The organism is Streptomyces agglomeratus (assembly GCF_001746415.1).
GTDB classification, from domain to species: domain Bacteria; phylum Actinomycetota; class Actinomycetes; order Streptomycetales; family Streptomycetaceae; genus Streptomyces; species Streptomyces agglomeratus.
Genome location: NZ_MEHJ01000001.1, coordinates 4,454,634 through 4,470,904, shown reverse-complemented (window position 1 = coordinate 4,470,904; position 16,271 = coordinate 4,454,634). Strand labels below are relative to the sequence as shown.

Genomic DNA, 16,271 nt, shown 5'->3' with positions numbered 1-16,271 from the left:
TTCGTCACCCTCGCACGCCGAACGATCACTCTCCGTAACGCCACCACCTAGGCCCTGCGCCGCAGCCGCTTCAGCCCGAGGAAGGCGACGACCACTCCGCCGAGCACGACCAGCCCCAGGGTGACCTTCCCGTCACCGCCGGCCGCGTCACCGCCCGCACCGCCCTCACCCTTGCCGCTGTCCGCCGAACCCCCGCCGGAGGAAGGCGACTTGGACCCGGAACTCTCACCGCCGCCCTTCCGCCCCTCGACCGCCACCCGCTGTACGTCGCTGCCGACGCCCTCGGAGCCGAACATCATGGCCGTCCCGTCAGCGGTGTACGTGACCGACTCCGCCTGCCCCTGGAAGGGCGCGCGCACGGCCCGGTCGGCCCCCAGCCGCCCGTCGGCCTTCCATTCGTACGCACGGGCGCTGAAGTAGGAGCGCAGTACCAGCTCCTTCCCGTCGGGCGAGAACGCCCCGTCGGTCACCCACGGCACCTCGCCCATCCGCCGGAACACGTTCGTACCGCCGGCCGACAGCCGGGCGGGCCCCTCGTAAAGTCCGCCGCCGTCCTCGTTCTTGCTGGCGATGTAGACCCGGCCGGTCTTGGGATGCACCATCAGCGCCTCGGCGTTGCGGGGCCCGTCGGCGTACTTCACGGTGAACTGCGTTGCGTCGACCGTGGCGTTCCCGAGCTGCTTCGGCTCGGGGAAGCGGTAGACCCACACATGGCTCCAGCTCCCGTCGAGGTTGTCGCCGATGTCGCCCACGTACACGTTCCCGTCCGGCCCGATGGAGATGCCCTCGACATCGCGCGGCGCCCCGACGCCGCGCAGGGTGAGCGTCGCGACCGTCTCGCCGCTCCTGGAATCCACCGCGTAGACGAACGCCCCGTCGTCGCTGTCGTTGTGCGTCCAGTAGATGCCGGGATGGAGCCGGCTGGCGGCGAGGCCGCTGGACTCGGTGATCCGCGCGTCCTTGATCGTGAAGCCGTCGTCGGCCACGGCGGTGCCGGACGAGAGCAGGAGAAGGACAGCGGCGGCACAGGGGGCGACGGCGTACGAGAGCGAGCGCATGGCCCAAGTGTTCATCATCACGATGCAGGCCACGGCGGTGATCCGGGATGATGACGCAATGCGCTTCCTGTTCGTCGGCGACTCCATGACCATCGGGCGCGCCGGCGACTTCACGTGGCGCTACCGCATGTGGCAGCACCTCGTGGCGACGTACGGCGGCCCCTTCCGCATCGTCGGCCCCCGCACCGAGCTGTACGACACCTTCGCGAACGCCCCGCTGTCGTACGAGTACGGCGACCCCGGCTTCCCGGAGCACGCCCGCCGCCACCTGTCGGGATGGGGCGAGGGCTGGCTCCACATGGCGCCGGTGATCGGGGAGACGGTTGCTTCGACCAAGGCGGACGTACTGCTCATCTCGCTGGGCCTGATCGACCTCGGCTTCTACACGGACGCGGGCCAGACCGCCGAGAACGCGGAACGCTTCATCGCGCAGGCCCGCGCCGCCAACCCCGGCGTACGCATGGTGATTCACCCGGTCATCCCGAACGTCCGGGCCGAGTCGGACGCCCCGTTCGCCGCCGAGTGCGACCGCTTCAACGCACTGCTGACGAAGGCGGTGGCGAACCTGGACGCGCCCGCCACGTCCCCGCTGCTGCTGGCGGCGCCGCACCCGGCGTACGACATCCACCAGGACACGTACGACGGCACCCACCCGGGTCCGACGGGCGAGCACAAACTGGCGGCGGCTTTTGCGGACGCGATGCACGCCGCGTGGGGAGTGGGTGCGCCGTACACCCCGGCCCCCGCCGCACCCACCGCTTCGCTCAGCCGCGCGTAGTCCGGTCACCGCGCGTACCGTCGTACCACGCGGGCTGCCTGCCGACACGCGGCGGCGGGGAAGAGCCGCCGCACGACGGCTGCACCACGCCCGAGTCCCCCCGCGCCCTAACCGCCCTCCCGGCCAGGTGGGTTGGCGGGCAGGGCGGACGCCCGAAGTGACGCCCGGAAGCGTGATCTGCATCACCAATCCGCAAGATCGCGTGGAGAGCGATGATTCTGGACGGTGGCGACCGTCTCTACTGGCGTACACCGGAACGAGGAAGAGGAACGATTCCCATGCGCATCGTCATCAGCGAGTTCATCAGCCTGGACGGCGTCGTACAGGCGCCGGGCGGCCCCGAGGAGGACACGGACGGCGGCTTCGCCCACGGCGGCTGGTCGCACCCGTTCTTCGACCCGGAGGTGGTCGGCGGCGCGTTCGACGACGCGATGTCCAACGCCGAGGCGCTGCTGTTCGGCCGCCGCACGTGGCAGACGATGGCCTCGGCGTGGCCCGAGCGGGCGGGCGACCCGTTCGCCGACCGCATGAACGCCCTCCCGAAGTACGTCGTTTCCGAGACGCTCAGCGACGACAAGCTGACCTGGAACAACACCACCCGCATCCCCGGCGGTGAGGCGGTCGCCCGCATCCGCGAGCTGCGCGAGCGCGAGGGCGGCGACGTAGTGGTCATGGGAAGCCCCACGCTCGTACGCACCCTCCTGAGCGAGGGCCTGGTCGACGAGCTCCGCCTCATGGTCATGCCGGTGCTCCTCGGAGGCGGCAAATCGATCTTCCCCGACGACGGTGGCCTGCACACCCTGGAGCTGGCCTCCACGGTCACCAGCCCCACCGGCGTTCACGTGTGCACCTACCGGCCGGTCGCCAAGGGCTGAACCGGGCAGCGGCTGACAACGCTCCCCCGACGACCGAAAGCGATACACCGGCGACCGACCGGATGTGGGGGGTAACCCGCCAGGTGAAGGGTTACTCCGGGCTGTTTCCCCCTGTCGAAGGCATGACAATGCCGTTGCTTTTGCGGGGTCCGGGCGGTTGAAGCGGTGTGTTGATATCGCGACTGGAGCAACTGGGGTTAGGGGTCCTGACCCGGTCGTGTCCGCTTGAGTTGGTGGACCAGGTGGTGGGTGAGGCGGGCCGTGCGGAGAAGCGTCGGCGTCTGTTGTCCGCCCGGTTCACGGTGTACTTCGTGCTGGCTATGTGCTTGTTCCCGCAGGCCGACTACCTAGAGGTCCTCCGGCTGGTGAAGACCGGCGACAAGGGGCTGCGGTCCTGGCCCGGGGTGAACAAGTCGTCGCTGACCAGGGCCCGGCAGCGGCTCGGTTGGCCGGTGATGCGGGAGCTGTTCCGGTCGGTGGCCCGTCCGCTGGGCACGGACGCCGAGCTGTTCCGAGGACTGCGGGTGCTGGCCCTGGACGGGATGCTGCTGGCCGTGCCCGACTCTGCGGGCAACAACGACGCCTTCGGCAAGTCCGGATCCCAGCGCAGCCCCATGGGCTATCCGCAGGCCAGAGTGGTCGCGGTGGCCGAGTGTTCCTCTCACGCCGTCCTGGACGCCGCGATCGGCGGGTTCAAGGATTCCGAGCGCATCGTCTCCGACGCCTTGGACGCCCATGTCGGGACCGGCACGCTGTTATTGGCTGACCGAGGACTGTGGGGTCTGGCCCGTTGGCACCGGCTCCGGGACCAGGGCACGCAACTGCTGTGGCGAATCGAGCGGCGAAAGGCCCGCCGGGTCCAGGACGTCCTGCCCGACGGTAGCTACCTCGCTCGGATCGAGGCGAACAAGCACAGCAAGGCGGCCGGAACCGTCAAGGCGCCGCCGGCGTTGGTCCGGGTGATCGAGTACCGCGTCGACGGGCAGGCCGACATCGTCCGGCTCATCACAAGCCTGACCGATCACGAGAAGTACCCCGCCGAAGAACTCGCCGTCCTCTACGCCCGGCGCTGGGAGATCGAGCTCGTCTTCGACGAGATCAAGACCCATCAACGCGGCCGGCCGGTCCTCAGATCGCAGACACCGGACGGCGTGCGGCAAGAGATCTACGCGCACTTGATCGTGCACCATGCCACCCGGGATCTGCTGGACGAGGCCGCCCGCTTGCACCGCAGCATCGCCGAGCGGACCTCGTTCACCCGGGCCCTGCACGTCGTCCGCCGCTCGGTGATCTCACCGAGCGGCTTTTCCCCCCTCAGCTCGCAAGCGGGACCGACGCCTCGGACTCTTTGAGATCGGTTGCAGTCTGCTGCCCCGCCGTAGATCCCGTGACTGCCCTCGCAAGATCCGTTCCTGCATCACCGGCTACGCCAGCAAAGCACCTGGCGAACCCTCCAGCAGCCCACGTCCACCGATCGCCGTGGCCTTGAACAACCGGTGGCACGACCACTAAAGCAACGGCATTGGAAGGCATGACCTGGGGGGTGGTGCCACCGGGCCCGAGGGGTGCCGATGGAGACGCTGATGAGAGGTCCGACTACCGCCCCGCCTGGCGCAACGCCCGGCATCTCGCGGGTGGCAGGTCTGCATAACGTGGATGCGCGAATACGGCGCCAACACCGTGGCCAGCACCGCACCAACCCCGTTCGGGAGGATGGCTTGTACGACATCAGCGACGTCGACGTGTTCTTCGCTCTGGACGTCGGCAAGACGGCCCACCACGGCCACGGACTGACCCCTGCCGGCAAGAAGGTCTTCGACAAGCCGCTGCCCAACAGCGAGCCCAAGCTCCGGGCCGTCTTCGACAAGCTGACCGCGAAGTTCGGCACAGTCCTACTGATCGTGGACCAGCCCGCCTCGATCGGCGCCCTGCCGCTGACGGTCGCCCGGGACGCGGGCTGCAAGGTCGCCTATCTGCCCGGACTGGCGATGCGGCGGATCGCCGATCTCTACCCGGGCGAGGCGAAGACCGACGCGAAGGATGCCGCGGTGATCGCGGACGCCGCCCGCACCATGCCGCACACCCTGCGCTCGCTGGAGCTGACCGACGAGATCACCGCCGAGCTGACCGTGCTGACCGGCTTCGACCAGGACCTGGCGGCCGAGGCCACCCGCACCTCCAACCGGATACGCGGCCTCCTCACCCAGTTCCACCCCTCGCTGGAACGCGTGCTCGGGCCGCGCCTGGACCACCCCGCAGTGACCTGGCTGCTGGAACGCTACGGATCCCCGCAGGCCCTGCGGAAAGCCGGCCGACGCAGGCTCGTCGAAGTTATCCGGCCCAAGGCCCCGCGCATGGCTCAGCGGCTGATCGACGAGGTCTTCGACGCGCTCGACGAGCAGACCGTGGTCGTGCCGGGCACGGGCACCCTCGACATCGTCGTCCCGTCGCTGGCCCGCTCGCTCGGAGCCGTCCACGAGCAACGCCGGGCCCTGGAAGCCCAAATCGAAGCCCTGCTGGAGGAGCACCCTCTTTCCCAGGTCCTGACCTCGATGCCGGGGATCGCGATCAGGACCGCCGCCACCTTGCTCGTCACCGTCGGCGACGGCACCAGCTTCCCCACCGCCGCCCACCTTGCCTCCTACGCCGGCCTCGCCCCGACCACGAAGTCGTCGGGCACCTCGATCCACAGCGAACATGCACCCCGCGGCGGCAACCGCCAACTCAAGAGAGCCATGTTCCTGTCCGCGTTCGCCGCCCTCCACGACCCCGCCTCCCGCACCTACTACGACAAGTGCCGGGCCCGCGGAAAGACCCACACACAAGCCCTCCTCCGCCTCGCCCGCCACCGCATCAGCGTGCTGTTCGCCATGCTCCGCGACGGCACCTTCTGCGAACACCGAACCCCCAGCCTCGCTTGACGAAAGACATAGAGGCACCCCGCCCCGCTTCACGCCGAACCGGCCCCACCCGTCGGCACACGTTCCCTCCAAGGCGTGTGTACGGTCCCCAACGTTCCGGTCCCCAACGCCCCCCGGAGGTCCGGGACCGCCCCCTCGGCAGCCGCCGCCCTCCGGCACTCTCCGCACTCCGTCTCGCCGGGCCTCGGCCGGAACATGTGGTCGTCGCCCGGCCCCGCGCACAGCACCAGCGCGCCCCGGACACTGTCCGGCGGCGGCGCCGTTTCGCGCGGGCGGCCGACCGGCGGCATCTCCGGCATCTTCCGCACCAGCCGGTGCCGCAGGAAGCCCACCACCGACCTGACGCCACTCACCGGCAGTCCCGTGCTCAGCACCCGTCGCAACTCCGCGGGCGACACCCCGCGCCGCAGCCACTCGCCCGCCATCTCCACCAGGCTTCTGGCCTCGCGTACACCCAGGTGCAGCCCAAGGTTGACGTTACGCAGCGACAGCAACACCCGTTCCGCCTCGGCGAGCACGCCACCGAGAGCGGCGAGCGGTTCGTCTTCGGGTGGGGGGTGGGAAGCGTTCTTCCCCTGTTCTTCCTCCTCCGTAGGAGAGTCTCCGGCCACCCGATCGGTCGAATCACCGACCGCCGGGAAGTGCGTACTCGGTAACCCGGCCGCATCGTTCGTCACCGTCTGCTCGGTCACCCAGCGCCCGCGCTCGTTCTGCCACTTCCTCTCCAGCAGAAACCCGCACTCGACCAGCAGCGCCTTGGCCTTCTGGTACGCCCGCGGCTTGATGCCCAGCCGGGCGGCGTGCTCACCCAGGGGCTTGCCGCACCTGCTCTCGGGCAGCCCGAGGACGTACAGCAGGAGCATCTTGGCGTCGTTGTTGAGGCGCGAATGCCGCACGATCGCGTGCGGGGCCTTCAGATAGTCGCGCGAGGGCGCGATAGAGTGCCGGAGCATTCCGTTGGACCTCTGATCCAGTCGGCGTGTAGGTCCTCGGCCGGTGTCGCAAGCACTGCCGGGGACCGCTCCGCATGTACGGAGCGTGATGACGCGGTTACCGTACAGCACGGACCGCTCTCCCCACCATTTCGTGCAGCAACCCGCCGTCCACGTACGGCACTTCCGCCGTCGGCCGCGACTGCCACCGCAGCGGCAGGGTCGCCCCCTCCAACGCCGGTACGCCGACGTACGCCGCACACCCCGCGTCACGGCTCAGCGCACGAGCACCCGCCGGCCACCGGTACGCGGCGGCGGTTTGCGGTGGCAACAGGAAGTAGACGCTCCGCGCGCCGGTGTCCTCGCGGACGATCGGACCGGCCTGGAAGTCCGTGAACTGAAGCAGCTCGTACGCCGCCTGCTCCCCCAGAATCCCCTCGATCCGGACCGCGTCGAAGTGAATACCGGCATGTCGCAGGGCATGCCCGGAGGCGGGCACCCATGAGGGCGCAGTTTCTCTGTTCATGAAACAGACGATGACGCGCGAAGGTTGACTGTGACCAGCACCACAGGACGACTGTGCAGGTCTGTGCACCCGGGGAGGACTTTGTGCACACCAGTGAACGTGGCTCCGGCAACGCGAAGATGTTCGGCTCGTTGCTGCGCTTCTACCGGGAGCGCGCAGGCATCTCCCAGGAGGCGCTGAGCCGCCGCATCGGCTTTTCCAAGTCTCAGGTAGCCATGGTGGAAAGGGGAGAGCGCCCGCCGAAGGCCACGTTTGCTCCCAACGCGGACGAGACGCTGGGTGCACAAGGTGCACTTTTGGCAGCGGCGAGAGAACTCAAGGTCAACCACTTGCCGTCCTGGTTTGCGGCACTCGCTGATGAAGAAGCAAGGGCGGTGGCTCGCCATTCCTACGAAAACCACGTCGTGCCTGGCCTTCTCCAGACCGAGGACTACGCTCGCGCCGTCTTCAACTGCCACTATCCGCCGTTGGACGACGAGGAGGTTGAGGGCCGTGTGACAACACGGCTGGAGCGCCAGAACCTTCTTCAGCGCAAGCCTGCACCCGTCATCAGCTTCGTCTTGGAACTGATCGCCCTGACTCGCCCAGTGGGCGGCCGCGAAGTCCTCAAACAGCAGCTGCACCACTTGCTTGATACGACGCGACAGCGCAACGTGGACATCCAAGTGATGCCTGCGGACCGCGAAGCTCACGCGGGACTCGACGGCCCCATGATTCTCCTGGAAACGGCGGAACGCCGTCAGCTCGGCTATGTCGAAGGACAGAGCGGAGGTTACTTCGTGAGCGAACAGCCCGCCCTAGGAGACCTGTTCGGAAAGTATGGCATTCTGCGAGCTCAGGCTCTCAGCCCCGAAGAGTCCGCGAAGTTGATCGAACAGGTGGCAGACGCACTATGAGCACCGACCTGAACTGGTTCAAGAGCAGCTACAGCGGCAGCCAGGGCGGCGACTGCGTCGAGGTAGCCACCTCCCACCACGCCATCCACATCCGCGACTCCAAAGACACCACCCGCCCCGCACTCGCCGTCTCCCCCACCACCTGGTCCGCCTTCGTAGCCACGTACCGCAGCGGCAACAACCGCTAGGCGGAGGCACGTCCGGCTTCTGGCCGATTGGTGCCCTTGGACTTCCGTGGCCGCATTCTTAGCGTGGGCGCGTCGCCCACTGACCCGGGCGGCGGGGGAAGTCTCTCAAGGGAGAGGAAGTACTTCATCATGCCCAAAATCCGTACGGCGCTGGCCGGCCTCGGCACAGCCGCCCTCCTCACCACCGTGGCCGTACCCGTGGCAGCCGCCGCACCGGCCGGCGAGCAGGCGTGGGGGGCGTGCGCCAGCGGCAACGTCTGCTTCTACACCGGGGCGAACGGCACCGGTTCGAAGTGTTCCTGGAGTGTCGCCGACGAGGACTGGACGCAAGGCTCCATCCGCTGTTCCTGGTCGCAGACCACGAACGTGAAGTCGGTGTGGAACCGGGGCACCAGCTCCGCCTCAGGTGTCGCGTACTACCGCTGGCGCGACTACAACACCCGCATGGGCTGCACGCCTCAGGGCCAGCGCGGCAACCTGACCGGCACGTACATGCTCAAGTCGCACCGCTGGATCAACGGCGCGTGCGGCTGACCGACCGAACCTGACGCCACCGCGCACCGCGTACCGCTGCCCCGCCGGAATCCGGCGGGGCAGTCACGTCTACGCCTCCGCTCCCCGGCGGAACAGCGCCGTCCAGAGGAAGGGTTCGCCGAACGACGGTGACTCGGCGGGTTCGTCGTACATGCGGCGCAGTTCGACCTCCGCCAGGCCGCCACCGTCTGCGAAGATCCACCGCAGCGACTCCGGCGTGTACGCGAGGCCGCCGTGGAGCCGGGACGCCCGGTAGAAATCCGCGTCCGGGACCTCGGAGCCCATCCCCGCCTCCCCCGCAGCGAAGCACGTCAGCGCGAAGTGACCGCCCGGCGCCAGCGCCCGTTCCAGCAGCGCCAGGTAACTGACGCGGCGGTGCGGCGGCAGGTGGTGGAAGCAGCCGGAATCGTAGATGAGATCGTACGGACCACCCCGTTCGGCCACGTCCGCCGCCGACATGGCGAACGCGTCGCCGCACCGGAACCGGACCTCCGCCCCCGTCTCCCGCGCCCGTTCCTCCGCCCACGCGATTGCTTGCGGCGACAGGTCGACGGCGTCGACCTGCCAGCCCAGCGAGGCGAGACGCAGGGCGTTGCGGCCCGGCCCGCAGCCCAGGTCCAGGGCGCGGCCCGGCGTGATCAGGCCGCGCTCGGCGTACGAGACCAGGTTCTCGTCCGGCTTCGCCACGAAGAACGGCACGGGCTTGTCCCGGTCCGCGTAGAAGCCGTCCCACCAGTCGGCCGCGTCGACAGTCCAGCGGTCGGCGTCCGGCGCGAACAGGCCGTCCAGAAGCTTCAGCACATCGTCGACCGTGCGTATGTTCCGGTCCATCCGGTCCCCTTTCCCGATGGGGAAATTTTAGGTCCGGGAAGCCCATAAGCCCAGGTCAGGGCAGGTGTGAGAGGAGTCGGCGAACCGCGCAGCCCGTCGCCTGACGGGCTGTCCGCAGTACGCCGAGGGCCTCACCCGCGCCCTTCGTCGTCCCACCGCTCCGGCCCCCGCCGAAGGCCGCCCAGGGGCCAATCCCCGCCACTCCGAAGGGAGTTTCTCGCGGCGTCTCACGACTTCTCGTGCTTCTCGTGCTTCTCGCGCTTCTCACGAGCCCAAGGTCGGCCCCGGGATCGGCCCCGCGCCCCGCTCCCCTCCCGCGCACGCCCTCTTGCTTCGAGCGCGCTCGAAGGCGTTGGGTTGGGGACCATGAAGTACACGCAACTCGGACGCACGGGACTCAAGGTAAGCCGCCTCGTCCTCGGCACGATGAACTTCGGGCCCCAGACGAGCGAGGCCGACAGCCACAGCATCATGGACGCCGCTCTCGGGGCCGGCGTCAACTACTTCGACACCGCCAACGCCTATGGATGGGGCGCCAACAAGGGACGGACCGAGGAGATCATCGGCTCCTGGTTCGCGAAGGGCGGCGAGCGGCGGGACAAGACCGTCCTCGCCACCAAGGTGTACGCCAACATGTCGCTCGACGACACACCGCCCTGGCCCAACCACGACCGCCTCTCCGCCCTCAACATCCGCCGGTCCGTCGAGGCGAGCCTCCGGCGGCTGAGGACCGACTACATCGACATCTACCAGTTCCACCACGTCGACCGGCACACGCCGTTCGAGGAGATCTGGCAGGCCGTCGACGTACTCGTACAGCAGGGCAAGATCCTGTACGCCGGGTCGTCGAACTTCGCCGGCTGGCACATCGCCCGCGCCAACGAGACCGCGCGGCGGCTCGGATCGTACGGCCTGGTCAGCGAGCAGTGCCTCTACAACCTCGCCGAACGGAGCGCCGAGATGGAGGTGATCCCGGCGGCCCGGGAGTACGGGCTCGGGGTCATTCCGTGGTCGCCGCTGCACGGCGGTCTGCTCGGCGGCGTACTGCGCAAGGAGCGCGAGGGCGGGGCGGCACGCTCTGCGTCCGGGCGGTCCGCGGACGCGCTCGCGAACACGACGGTGCGCGCGCAGGTGCAGGCGTACGAGGACCTGCTGGAGAAGCACGGGCTCGCGCCCGGTGAGGCGGCGCTGGCCTGGCTGCTGACGCGGCCGGGGGTCACCGGCCCGATCGTCGGGCCGCGCACGGCGGAGCAGTTGGAGTCGGCGCTGCGCGCGGTGGAGCTGGAGCTTTCGGAGGAGGTGCTGACGTCGCTGGACGAGATCTTCCCGGGGCCGGGACCGTCTCCCGAGTCCTTCGCCTGGTAGACGCGGCCGACGCCTGCCTCGCACGCGTCACGCGCCGTGGCGGCCCCGGCCGTCCGGTCAGCCGCCGACCGCGGCCGCCACGGCGACGACGACGAACATCAGAACGAGTACACCGGCCATGATCCGGTTTCTGCTTTTCGGGTCCACCCATCGAGCGTAACCGCCCCCGGCGCGCCTCCTCGCCGCCGCCCCGCCTCAGTGGCCCAGCGGCCAGATCCGCAGGGGCTCGTAGCGGGGCTGTGCGCCCGGAACCCCGGCGGTGGGCGGGTTGCTGCGTACGAGAGCAAGCTCACTCACCGTCCAGGCCGTGCCCTCGAAGCCGGCGAGCGCGTCGACGTACGGCCTCAGGTCGGTGTCGGAGCCGGTGCGGCTCCGGGCCAGCGTGAGGTGCGCCTTGTACGCCCGGTGCTCATCCATCGCCACCCCGGCCCGCCGCGCCGCCGCGTCCGCGCGGTCGGCGAGCAGCCGCATCGCGTCCAGGCCGCCTGCCGCCCCGGCCCACAGCGCGCGCCGGCCGAAGTGGCCGCCGCCGTGGAGGCGCAGCGAGAAGGGGGCCTGGCGGGCGGCGGCGCGGCCGAAGCGCTCCTCGACGGCGGGGAGGAGTTCCTCGTCCACCTCGCCGAGGAAGGCGAGCGTGAAGTGCCAGCCGTCGTGCCCCGTCCAGCGCAGCCCTTCGTTGCCGGGCAGGGTGCGCAGCCGGTCGACTGCGGCGGCGAGTTCGTCGATGGCCTCTGCGGGTGGCAGCACGGCGGCGAAGAGTCTCATACGACCAGTTTCCGGCACGGACGCGACTCCTGGTGATCGACTGCGGTCGCCGCCCGGTCACCGCCCACCCGAATGTGCACTTCCACTTTCACCTGCGCAGACACCGTGCAAGCATGGCGGCATGGCCACCAGGATGCTCAGCGTGCGCATAGACAGCGACTCCCTTGAATCGATCAAGGAGCGAGCCGCCGCCCGCGACATGACGGTTCAGGAGTACGTCGTCACGACGCTCCAGCGGGACGAGTTCACTGAGCGGTACAAAGAGGCGGTGCTGGAGACATTCGAGTTGTACGGTGACGTGCTCGCCGAGGCGGATCTCGCAGACGACGCCCCGCCTCGTACGCAAGCCGATGCCGCATGACCCATCACCTCGACCTGAGCCAGCTGTTGTGGACTGCGGAACAAGTCCCCGGCGACCCTCAGGCGGACGACCTCGGTGTACTGATCGCCGGGTCGGCCCGCACGCAGGCCAGGGCCTGCAACCACGAGGTGTACGGCTCGGTTCCGCTCAAAGCGGCCGCGCTCATGCAGACGCTCGCCCTGCTCGCCCCCTTGGAGCGCAGCAACAAAGCCTTCGCCTTCGCCTCAGCCCGCGCGTTCATGAAGGCAAACGGCCTGCGGCTCCAGCCGCCTCCCGACGAACTGCGGAAGGTACTGGCTTCCATCGCGCCGGGTGCCGCCGGCGTCAGGGCCCTGAGTGAGCACCTGCACCGCTGGGCTCAGCGATAACCGCCCCGCACAGAGGTGTGGCCCCGGACACGGCACGTGTCCGGGGCCACATGGTGCGAGGTCAGGGGTCTCACTCCCCTGTCACGCCACCGTCGTGAGTTCCTTCGCGCGTACGCCGTCGTCCTGCCGCCGGAGCGGGGCCTTGGGCACGAACGCCACGTGCTGGTGCCCCCGGCGCAGGTCCAGCTTCAGGCGCAGGCCCCCGAGGCGTGCCAGTACGAGCGCCACTCCCACGCCCGCCAGGAGCGATATGACGCCGCCCGTCGCGAAGCCCACGCGCGCGCCGTAGGTGTCGGTCACCCAGCCGAGCAGGGGCGCGCCCACCGGCGTACCACCGGCGAAGACCATCATGTAGAGGCTCATCACGCGGCCCCTCATCGCCGGGTCCGTCGCCATCTGGACGCTCGTGTTGGCGGTGATGTTGACCGTCAGGCCGAGCATGCCGATCGGCACCAGCAGCATCGCGAACAGCCACATGGACGGCGAGAACGACGCCGTGATCTGGAGCAGGCCGAAGGCCATCGCCGCGGCCACCAGCATCCGCAGCCGCGAGGAGCGGCGGCGGGCGGAGAGCAGCGCGCCGGCCAGCGAACCGGCCGCCATCAGGATGTTGAAGAAGGAGTACAGCCCGGCTCCGCCGTGGAAGACACCGTCGGCGAAGGCGCTCAGCCAGATCGGGAAGTTGAAGCCGAAGGTGCCGACGAAGCCGACGAGGACGATCGGCCAGATCAGCTCGGGGCGGCCGGAGACGTAACGCAGGCCCTCCCGGAGCTGGCCCTTGCCGCGCGCGACGCGTTCGGCCTTGTGCATCTCGCTCTGGCGCATCAGCAGCAGACCCGCGAGCGGCGCGAGGAAGGACAGGCCGTTGAGCATGAACGCCCAGCCGCTGCCGACCGTCGTGATCAGCACACCCGCGACGGCGGGGCCGATCAGGCGGGCCGACTGGAAGTTCGCCGAGTTGAGGCTGACCGCGTTGCGCAGCTGGCCGGGGCCGACCATCTCGGAGACGAAGGACTGCCGGGCCGGGTTGTCGACGACCGTGACCATGCCGAGCAGGAACGCGATCAGGTAGACGTGCCAGACCTGGATGTGGCCGGAGAGCGTGAGCGCGGCGAGCGCCACGCCGCACAGGCCGAGGGCGGCCTGGCTGAAGAGCAGGAGGGTTCGCTTCGGGTACCGGTCGGCGATGACACCGCCGTACAGGCCGAAGAGCAGCATCGGCAGGAACTGGAGGGCCGTGGTGATACCGACGGCCGCCGCCGACCCGGTGAGGTCGAGCACCAGCCAGTCCTGGGTGATGCGTGCCATCCATGTCCCGGTGTTGGACACGACGGCGCCGGTCGCGAAGAGCCGGTAGTTGCGGATCTTCAGGGACGAGAACATGCCCGTCCGCTGGTGTTCCGCGTGTTCCTTGTGTTGCGTGTGCTGTCTGGTGGTGCTGGTCTCGTGGTGGATGTTCGGTGCGGGGGCGGAGTCTGCTCCGGATCCCGTACTCAAAGTGGGTTCGCCTCCTTGGCGGCGCGCGGGGTCAGAGGTGGGCGAGCTTCTCCAGAACGGGGGCGGCAGCGCGCAGCTTCGCCCATTCGTCCTCGTCCAGACCCTCACAGAGGCCGGCCAGCCAGGCGTTCCGCTTGCGGCGGCTCTCTTCGAGCATCGCCTCGGCGGTCTCGGTCTGGCTGACCACCTTCTGCCGGCGGTCGTCGGGATGCGGCTCCAGCCTGACCAGTCCCTTGGCTTCGAGCAGCGCCACGATGCGGGTCATCGAGGGCGGCTGCACATGCTCCTTGCGGGCCAGCTCACCGGGGGTGGCCGAGCCGCAGCGGGCGAGGGTGCCGAGTACCGACATCTCGGTGGGACTCAGCGATTCGTCGACGCGCTGATGCTTCAGGCGCCGGCCCAGCCGCATGACGGCCGAGCGCAGGGAGTTCACAGCGGCAGCGTTGCCGGCGTGCGACAGGTCAGGCATGTACTTAGCCTAACTCATTACCCACACTAAAGACCAGTCGTATCCGGACTCCCTCGCCACATCACCCGTACGAGTGAGTCAGATCCGGAAAGTGACCACCGCGGGGGCCGGTCCCACGACGCTGTCCCCCATGGGATCGACAGTGCTCAGCCTGCGAATAGACGGTGAGCTGCACGACCGCCTCCGGGACCATGCCGCCAAACGCGGAATGAGCGTCCAGGACTATGTGGTCCGGACGCTCATTCGCGACGACTTCGACGAGCGCTTCAAGACGGCGGTCGACGAGACGGAGAAGTTCTACGGCCTGGCGTGAGGCCGCGGGGGCACAGCCCGGGGGCGCACGCGGGGGCCGCACCCGGGGCCACGCCTGGGGCCGCCTACGTGAGGTTCAGCGCGGGCATCAGGTAGTAGAAGGCGAAGACCCCGGACACCGCGTACATCGCCACCGGCACCTCGCGCCCGCGCCCGGCCGCCAGGCGCAGTACGCAGAAGGCGACGAAGCCGATGCCGATGCCGTTCGTGATGGAGTACGTGAACGGCATCATCACCATGGTCAGGAACGCCGGGATCGCGAGCGTGTAGTCGCTCCAGTCGATGTCCTTGACCGAGCCCGACAGGATCAGGAAGCCGACCGCGAGCAGGGCCGGCGTCGCGGCCTGCGACGGCACCATGGTCACCAGCGGCGTGAGGAACAGGCCCACGGCGAAGAGACCGCCGGTGACGACGTTGGCCAGACCCGTACGCGCGCCCTCGCCGACGCCCGCGGTGGACTCCACGAAGCAGGTGGTGGCGGAGCTGGAGCTGGCGCCGCCGGCCGCGACCGCGATGCCGTCGATGAGCAGCACCTTGTTGACGCCGGGCAGGTTGCCCTGCTCGTCCAGCAGCTTGGCCTCGTCGCTGACGCCGAGGATCGTGCCCATGGCGTCGAAGAAGCAGGACAGCAGCACGGTGAAGACGAAGAGGACACCGGTCAGCAGGCCGACCTTCTCGAAGCCGCCGAAGAGGCTGACCTGGCCGACCAGACCGAAGTCCGGGGAGGCGACCGGATTGCCGGGCCACTCGGGCGTGGTCAGACCCCAGGACGGGATGTCGGCGACGGCGTTGATGGCGACGGAGACCAGGGTCATCACGACGATCGAGATGAGGATCGCGCCCGGCACCTTGCGGACGATCAGCGCGAGTGTGAGCAGTACGCCGAGTACGAAGACGAGCACCGGCCAGCCGTTGAGGTGCCCGTCGGCGCCGAGCTGGAGCGGCACGGTGGTGTGCGCGGCGTCCGGGATCCGGGAGACGAAGCCCGAGTCCACGAGGCCGATCAGCATGATGAAGAGGCCGATGCCGATGGCGATGCCCTTGCGCAGGCTGATCGGCACCGCGCTCATCACGCGCTCCCGCAGGCCGGTGGCCACGAGCAGCATCACCACGAAGCCGGCGAGTACGACCATGCCCATCGCGTCGGCCCAACTCATCCGGGGCGCGAGCTGGAGCGCGACCACGGTGTTGACGCCGAGACCGGCGGCGAGCGCGATCGGCACGTTCCCGATGACACCCATCAGCAGCGTGGAGAACGCGGCCGTCAGGACGGTGGCGGTGACCAGCTGACCGCCGTCGAGCTGGTGCCCGTACATGTCCTTCGCGCTGCCGAGGATGATCGGGTTCAGCACGATGATGTAGGCCATCGCGAAGAAGGTGGCGAGACCGCCCCGGATCTCGCGGGCGACGGTGGAGCCCCGCTCGGAGATCTTGAAGAAGCGGTCGAGACCGCTCTGCGGCTCCGAGGGAGAGGGCGGCTGCTTGGCGTCGACCGGAGCCGTGGCCGAGGGAGACATGCGTGACCTCATGCGGAAGAAGGGAAGCTCAGGGAGTGAACCGGAAGCGGTCGACATTGGATGTTCAGCCGAACAAAA

19 protein-coding genes are annotated in these 16,271 nt (G+C 69.1%); 11 read left to right on the top strand and 8 right to left on the bottom strand.

The window, feature by feature from the left end:
• Window positions 1-47 precede the first annotated feature (47 nt).
• Window positions 48-1,058, bottom strand: coding sequence for an esterase-like activity of phytase family protein (locus tag AS594_RS19525; RefSeq protein WP_069928254.1), 1,011 nt, complete (start codon window positions 1,056-1,058; stop codon window positions 48-50).
• Between AS594_RS19525 and AS594_RS19520 the strand changes: the two genes are divergently transcribed.
• The 4 genes from AS594_RS19520 to AS594_RS19505 all read left to right on the top strand — a co-directional run bounded on the left by AS594_RS19520 (window position 1,057) and on the right by AS594_RS19505 (window position 5,632).
• A complete protein-coding gene (locus AS594_RS19520; protein ID WP_240509053.1) occupies window positions 1,057-1,836 on the top strand; it encodes a GDSL-type esterase/lipase family protein in 780 nt (259 codons plus the stop codon). The genes AS594_RS19525 and AS594_RS19520 overlap by 2 nt on opposite strands.
• Before the next feature lie 278 nt (window positions 1,837-2,114).
• Window positions 2,115-2,711, top strand: coding sequence for a dihydrofolate reductase family protein (locus AS594_RS19515; RefSeq protein WP_069928253.1), 597 nt, complete (start codon window positions 2,115-2,117; stop codon window positions 2,709-2,711).
• A gap of 233 nt (window positions 2,712-2,944) precedes the next feature.
• Entirely contained in the window at window positions 2,945-4,063 is a 1,119-nt protein-coding gene (locus AS594_RS19510; RefSeq protein WP_240509052.1) for an IS4 family transposase, read from the top strand.
• Window positions 4,064-4,429: 366 nt separating this feature from the next.
• A complete protein-coding gene (locus AS594_RS19505) occupies window positions 4,430-5,632 on the top strand; it encodes an IS110 family RNA-guided transposase (RefSeq protein ID WP_069932508.1) in 1,203 nt (400 codons plus the stop codon).
• Between the two features lie 29 nt (window positions 5,633-5,661).
• Here the strand turns inward: AS594_RS19505 and AS594_RS19500 are convergent, their stop codons facing one another.
• Together AS594_RS19500 and AS594_RS19495 are read right to left on the bottom strand one after the other, a co-directional pair.
• Window positions 5,662-6,585, bottom strand: a complete 924-nt coding sequence (locus tag AS594_RS19500) for a hypothetical protein (RefSeq protein ID WP_069928251.1) — start codon at window positions 6,583-6,585, stop codon at window positions 5,662-5,664.
• A gap of 97 nt (window positions 6,586-6,682) precedes the next feature.
• On the bottom strand, window positions 6,683-7,090 hold the full coding sequence (locus tag AS594_RS19495) for a hypothetical protein (RefSeq protein WP_069928250.1): 408 nt from the start codon (window positions 7,088-7,090) through the stop codon (window positions 6,683-6,685).
• 83 nt (window positions 7,091-7,173) lie between these two features.
• Between AS594_RS19495 and AS594_RS19490 the strand changes: the two genes are divergently transcribed.
• From AS594_RS19490 to AS594_RS19480, 3 genes are all read left to right on the top strand, one after another.
• Window positions 7,174-7,986, top strand: a complete 813-nt coding sequence (locus tag AS594_RS19490) for a helix-turn-helix domain-containing protein (RefSeq protein WP_240509051.1) — start codon at window positions 7,174-7,176, stop codon at window positions 7,984-7,986.
• On the top strand, window positions 7,983-8,174 hold the full coding sequence (locus AS594_RS19485; protein WP_069928248.1) for a DUF397 domain-containing protein: 192 nt from the start codon (window positions 7,983-7,985) through the stop codon (window positions 8,172-8,174). The genes AS594_RS19490 and AS594_RS19485 overlap by 4 nt, the downstream gene beginning before the upstream one ends.
• A gap of 129 nt (window positions 8,175-8,303) precedes the next feature.
• Complete coding sequence (locus AS594_RS19480; RefSeq protein ID WP_069928247.1) at window positions 8,304-8,708, top strand: peptidase inhibitor family I36 protein; 405 nt, start codon at window positions 8,304-8,306, stop codon at window positions 8,706-8,708.
• Window positions 8,709-8,777: 69 nt separating this feature from the next.
• On the opposite strand, the gene AS594_RS19475 is transcribed toward AS594_RS19480, so the two are convergent.
• Window positions 8,778-9,539: a class I SAM-dependent methyltransferase gene (locus AS594_RS19475; RefSeq protein ID WP_069928246.1), complete on the bottom strand. Its 762-nt coding sequence runs from the start codon at window positions 9,537-9,539 to the stop codon at window positions 8,778-8,780.
• 366 nt (window positions 9,540-9,905) lie between these two features.
• On the opposite strand from AS594_RS19475, the gene AS594_RS19470 reads away from it, so the two are divergent.
• Complete coding sequence (locus AS594_RS19470) at window positions 9,906-10,904, top strand: aldo/keto reductase (RefSeq protein ID WP_069928245.1); 999 nt, start codon at window positions 9,906-9,908, stop codon at window positions 10,902-10,904.
• 195 nt (window positions 10,905-11,099) lie between these two features.
• Here AS594_RS19470 and thpR read toward each other — a convergent pair whose 3' ends face one another.
• The gene (gene thpR, locus AS594_RS19465; protein WP_079148158.1) at window positions 11,100-11,669 is read right to left on the bottom strand and encodes an RNA 2',3'-cyclic phosphodiesterase; all 570 of its coding nucleotides are present in this window, start codon (window positions 11,667-11,669) and stop codon (window positions 11,100-11,102) included.
• 121 nt (window positions 11,670-11,790) lie between these two features.
• Here thpR and AS594_RS19460 point away from each other — a divergent pair, with 121 nt between their 5' ends.
• Together AS594_RS19460 and AS594_RS19455 are read left to right on the top strand one after the other, a co-directional pair.
• Complete coding sequence (locus tag AS594_RS19460; protein ID WP_079144513.1) at window positions 11,791-12,030, top strand: hypothetical protein; 240 nt, start codon at window positions 11,791-11,793, stop codon at window positions 12,028-12,030.
• On the top strand, window positions 12,027-12,398 hold the full coding sequence (locus tag AS594_RS19455) for a hypothetical protein (RefSeq protein ID WP_069928244.1): 372 nt from the start codon (window positions 12,027-12,029) through the stop codon (window positions 12,396-12,398). Before AS594_RS19460 ends, AS594_RS19455 begins: the two co-directional genes overlap by 4 nt.
• Window positions 12,399-12,479: 81 nt before the next feature.
• Here the strand turns inward: AS594_RS19455 and AS594_RS19450 are convergent, their stop codons facing one another.
• Together AS594_RS19450 and AS594_RS19445 are read right to left on the bottom strand one after the other, a co-directional pair.
• The gene (locus AS594_RS19450) at window positions 12,480-13,895 is read right to left on the bottom strand and encodes an MFS transporter (RefSeq protein ID WP_069928243.1); all 1,416 of its coding nucleotides are present in this window, start codon (window positions 13,893-13,895) and stop codon (window positions 12,480-12,482) included.
• A gap of 31 nt (window positions 13,896-13,926) precedes the next feature.
• Window positions 13,927-14,364: a MarR family winged helix-turn-helix transcriptional regulator gene (locus AS594_RS19445; protein WP_069932509.1), complete on the bottom strand. Its 438-nt coding sequence runs from the start codon at window positions 14,362-14,364 to the stop codon at window positions 13,927-13,929.
• Between the two features lie 130 nt (window positions 14,365-14,494).
• On the opposite strand from AS594_RS19445, the gene AS594_RS19440 reads away from it, so the two are divergent.
• Window positions 14,495-14,677 (top strand): toxin-antitoxin system HicB family antitoxin, encoded by a 183-nt coding sequence (locus AS594_RS19440; protein ID WP_069930621.1) that lies wholly within the window; start codon window positions 14,495-14,497, stop codon window positions 14,675-14,677.
• Between the two features lie 64 nt (window positions 14,678-14,741).
• On the opposite strand, the gene AS594_RS19435 is transcribed toward AS594_RS19440, so the two are convergent.
• Window positions 14,742-16,193, bottom strand: coding sequence for an NCS2 family permease (locus AS594_RS19435; RefSeq protein ID WP_069928241.1), 1,452 nt, complete (start codon window positions 16,191-16,193; stop codon window positions 14,742-14,744).
• Window positions 16,194-16,271 lie beyond the last annotated feature (78 nt).

Bases quoted from the DNA above. Each gene is read 5' to 3' on its own strand.
- AS594_RS19520 (WP_240509053.1), top strand. From the start codon at position 1,057: ATGGCCCAAGTGTTCATCATCACGATGCAGGCCACGGCGGTGATCCGG.
- AS594_RS19525 (WP_069928254.1), bottom strand. From the start codon at position 1,058: ATGCGCTCGCTCTCGTACGCCGTCGCCCCCTGTGCCGCCGCTGTCCTT.
- AS594_RS19515 (WP_069928253.1), top strand. From the start codon at position 2,115: ATGCGCATCGTCATCAGCGAGTTCATCAGCCTGGACGGCGTCGTACAG.
- AS594_RS19500 (WP_069928251.1), bottom strand. From the start codon at position 6,585: ATGCTCCGGCACTCTATCGCGCCCTCGCGCGACTATCTGAAGGCCCCG.
- AS594_RS19495 (WP_069928250.1), bottom strand. From the start codon at position 7,090: ATGAACAGAGAAACTGCGCCCTCATGGGTGCCCGCCTCCGGGCATGCC.
- AS594_RS19485 (WP_069928248.1), top strand. From the start codon at position 7,983: ATGAGCACCGACCTGAACTGGTTCAAGAGCAGCTACAGCGGCAGCCAG.
- AS594_RS19480 (WP_069928247.1), top strand. From the start codon at position 8,304: ATGCCCAAAATCCGTACGGCGCTGGCCGGCCTCGGCACAGCCGCCCTC.
- AS594_RS19475 (WP_069928246.1), bottom strand. From the start codon at position 9,539: ATGGACCGGAACATACGCACGGTCGACGATGTGCTGAAGCTTCTGGAC.
- AS594_RS19470 (WP_069928245.1), top strand. From the start codon at position 9,906: ATGAAGTACACGCAACTCGGACGCACGGGACTCAAGGTAAGCCGCCTC.
- thpR (WP_079148158.1), bottom strand. From the start codon at position 11,669: ATGAGACTCTTCGCCGCCGTGCTGCCACCCGCAGAGGCCATCGACGAA.
- AS594_RS19460 (WP_079144513.1), top strand. From the start codon at position 11,791: ATGGCCACCAGGATGCTCAGCGTGCGCATAGACAGCGACTCCCTTGAA.
- AS594_RS19455 (WP_069928244.1), top strand. From the start codon at position 12,027: ATGACCCATCACCTCGACCTGAGCCAGCTGTTGTGGACTGCGGAACAA.
- AS594_RS19445 (WP_069932509.1), bottom strand. From the start codon at position 14,364: ATGCCTGACCTGTCGCACGCCGGCAACGCTGCCGCTGTGAACTCCCTG.
- AS594_RS19440 (WP_069930621.1), top strand. From the start codon at position 14,495: ATGGGATCGACAGTGCTCAGCCTGCGAATAGACGGTGAGCTGCACGAC.
- AS594_RS19435 (WP_069928241.1), bottom strand. From the start codon at position 16,193: ATGTCTCCCTCGGCCACGGCTCCGGTCGACGCCAAGCAGCCGCCCTCT.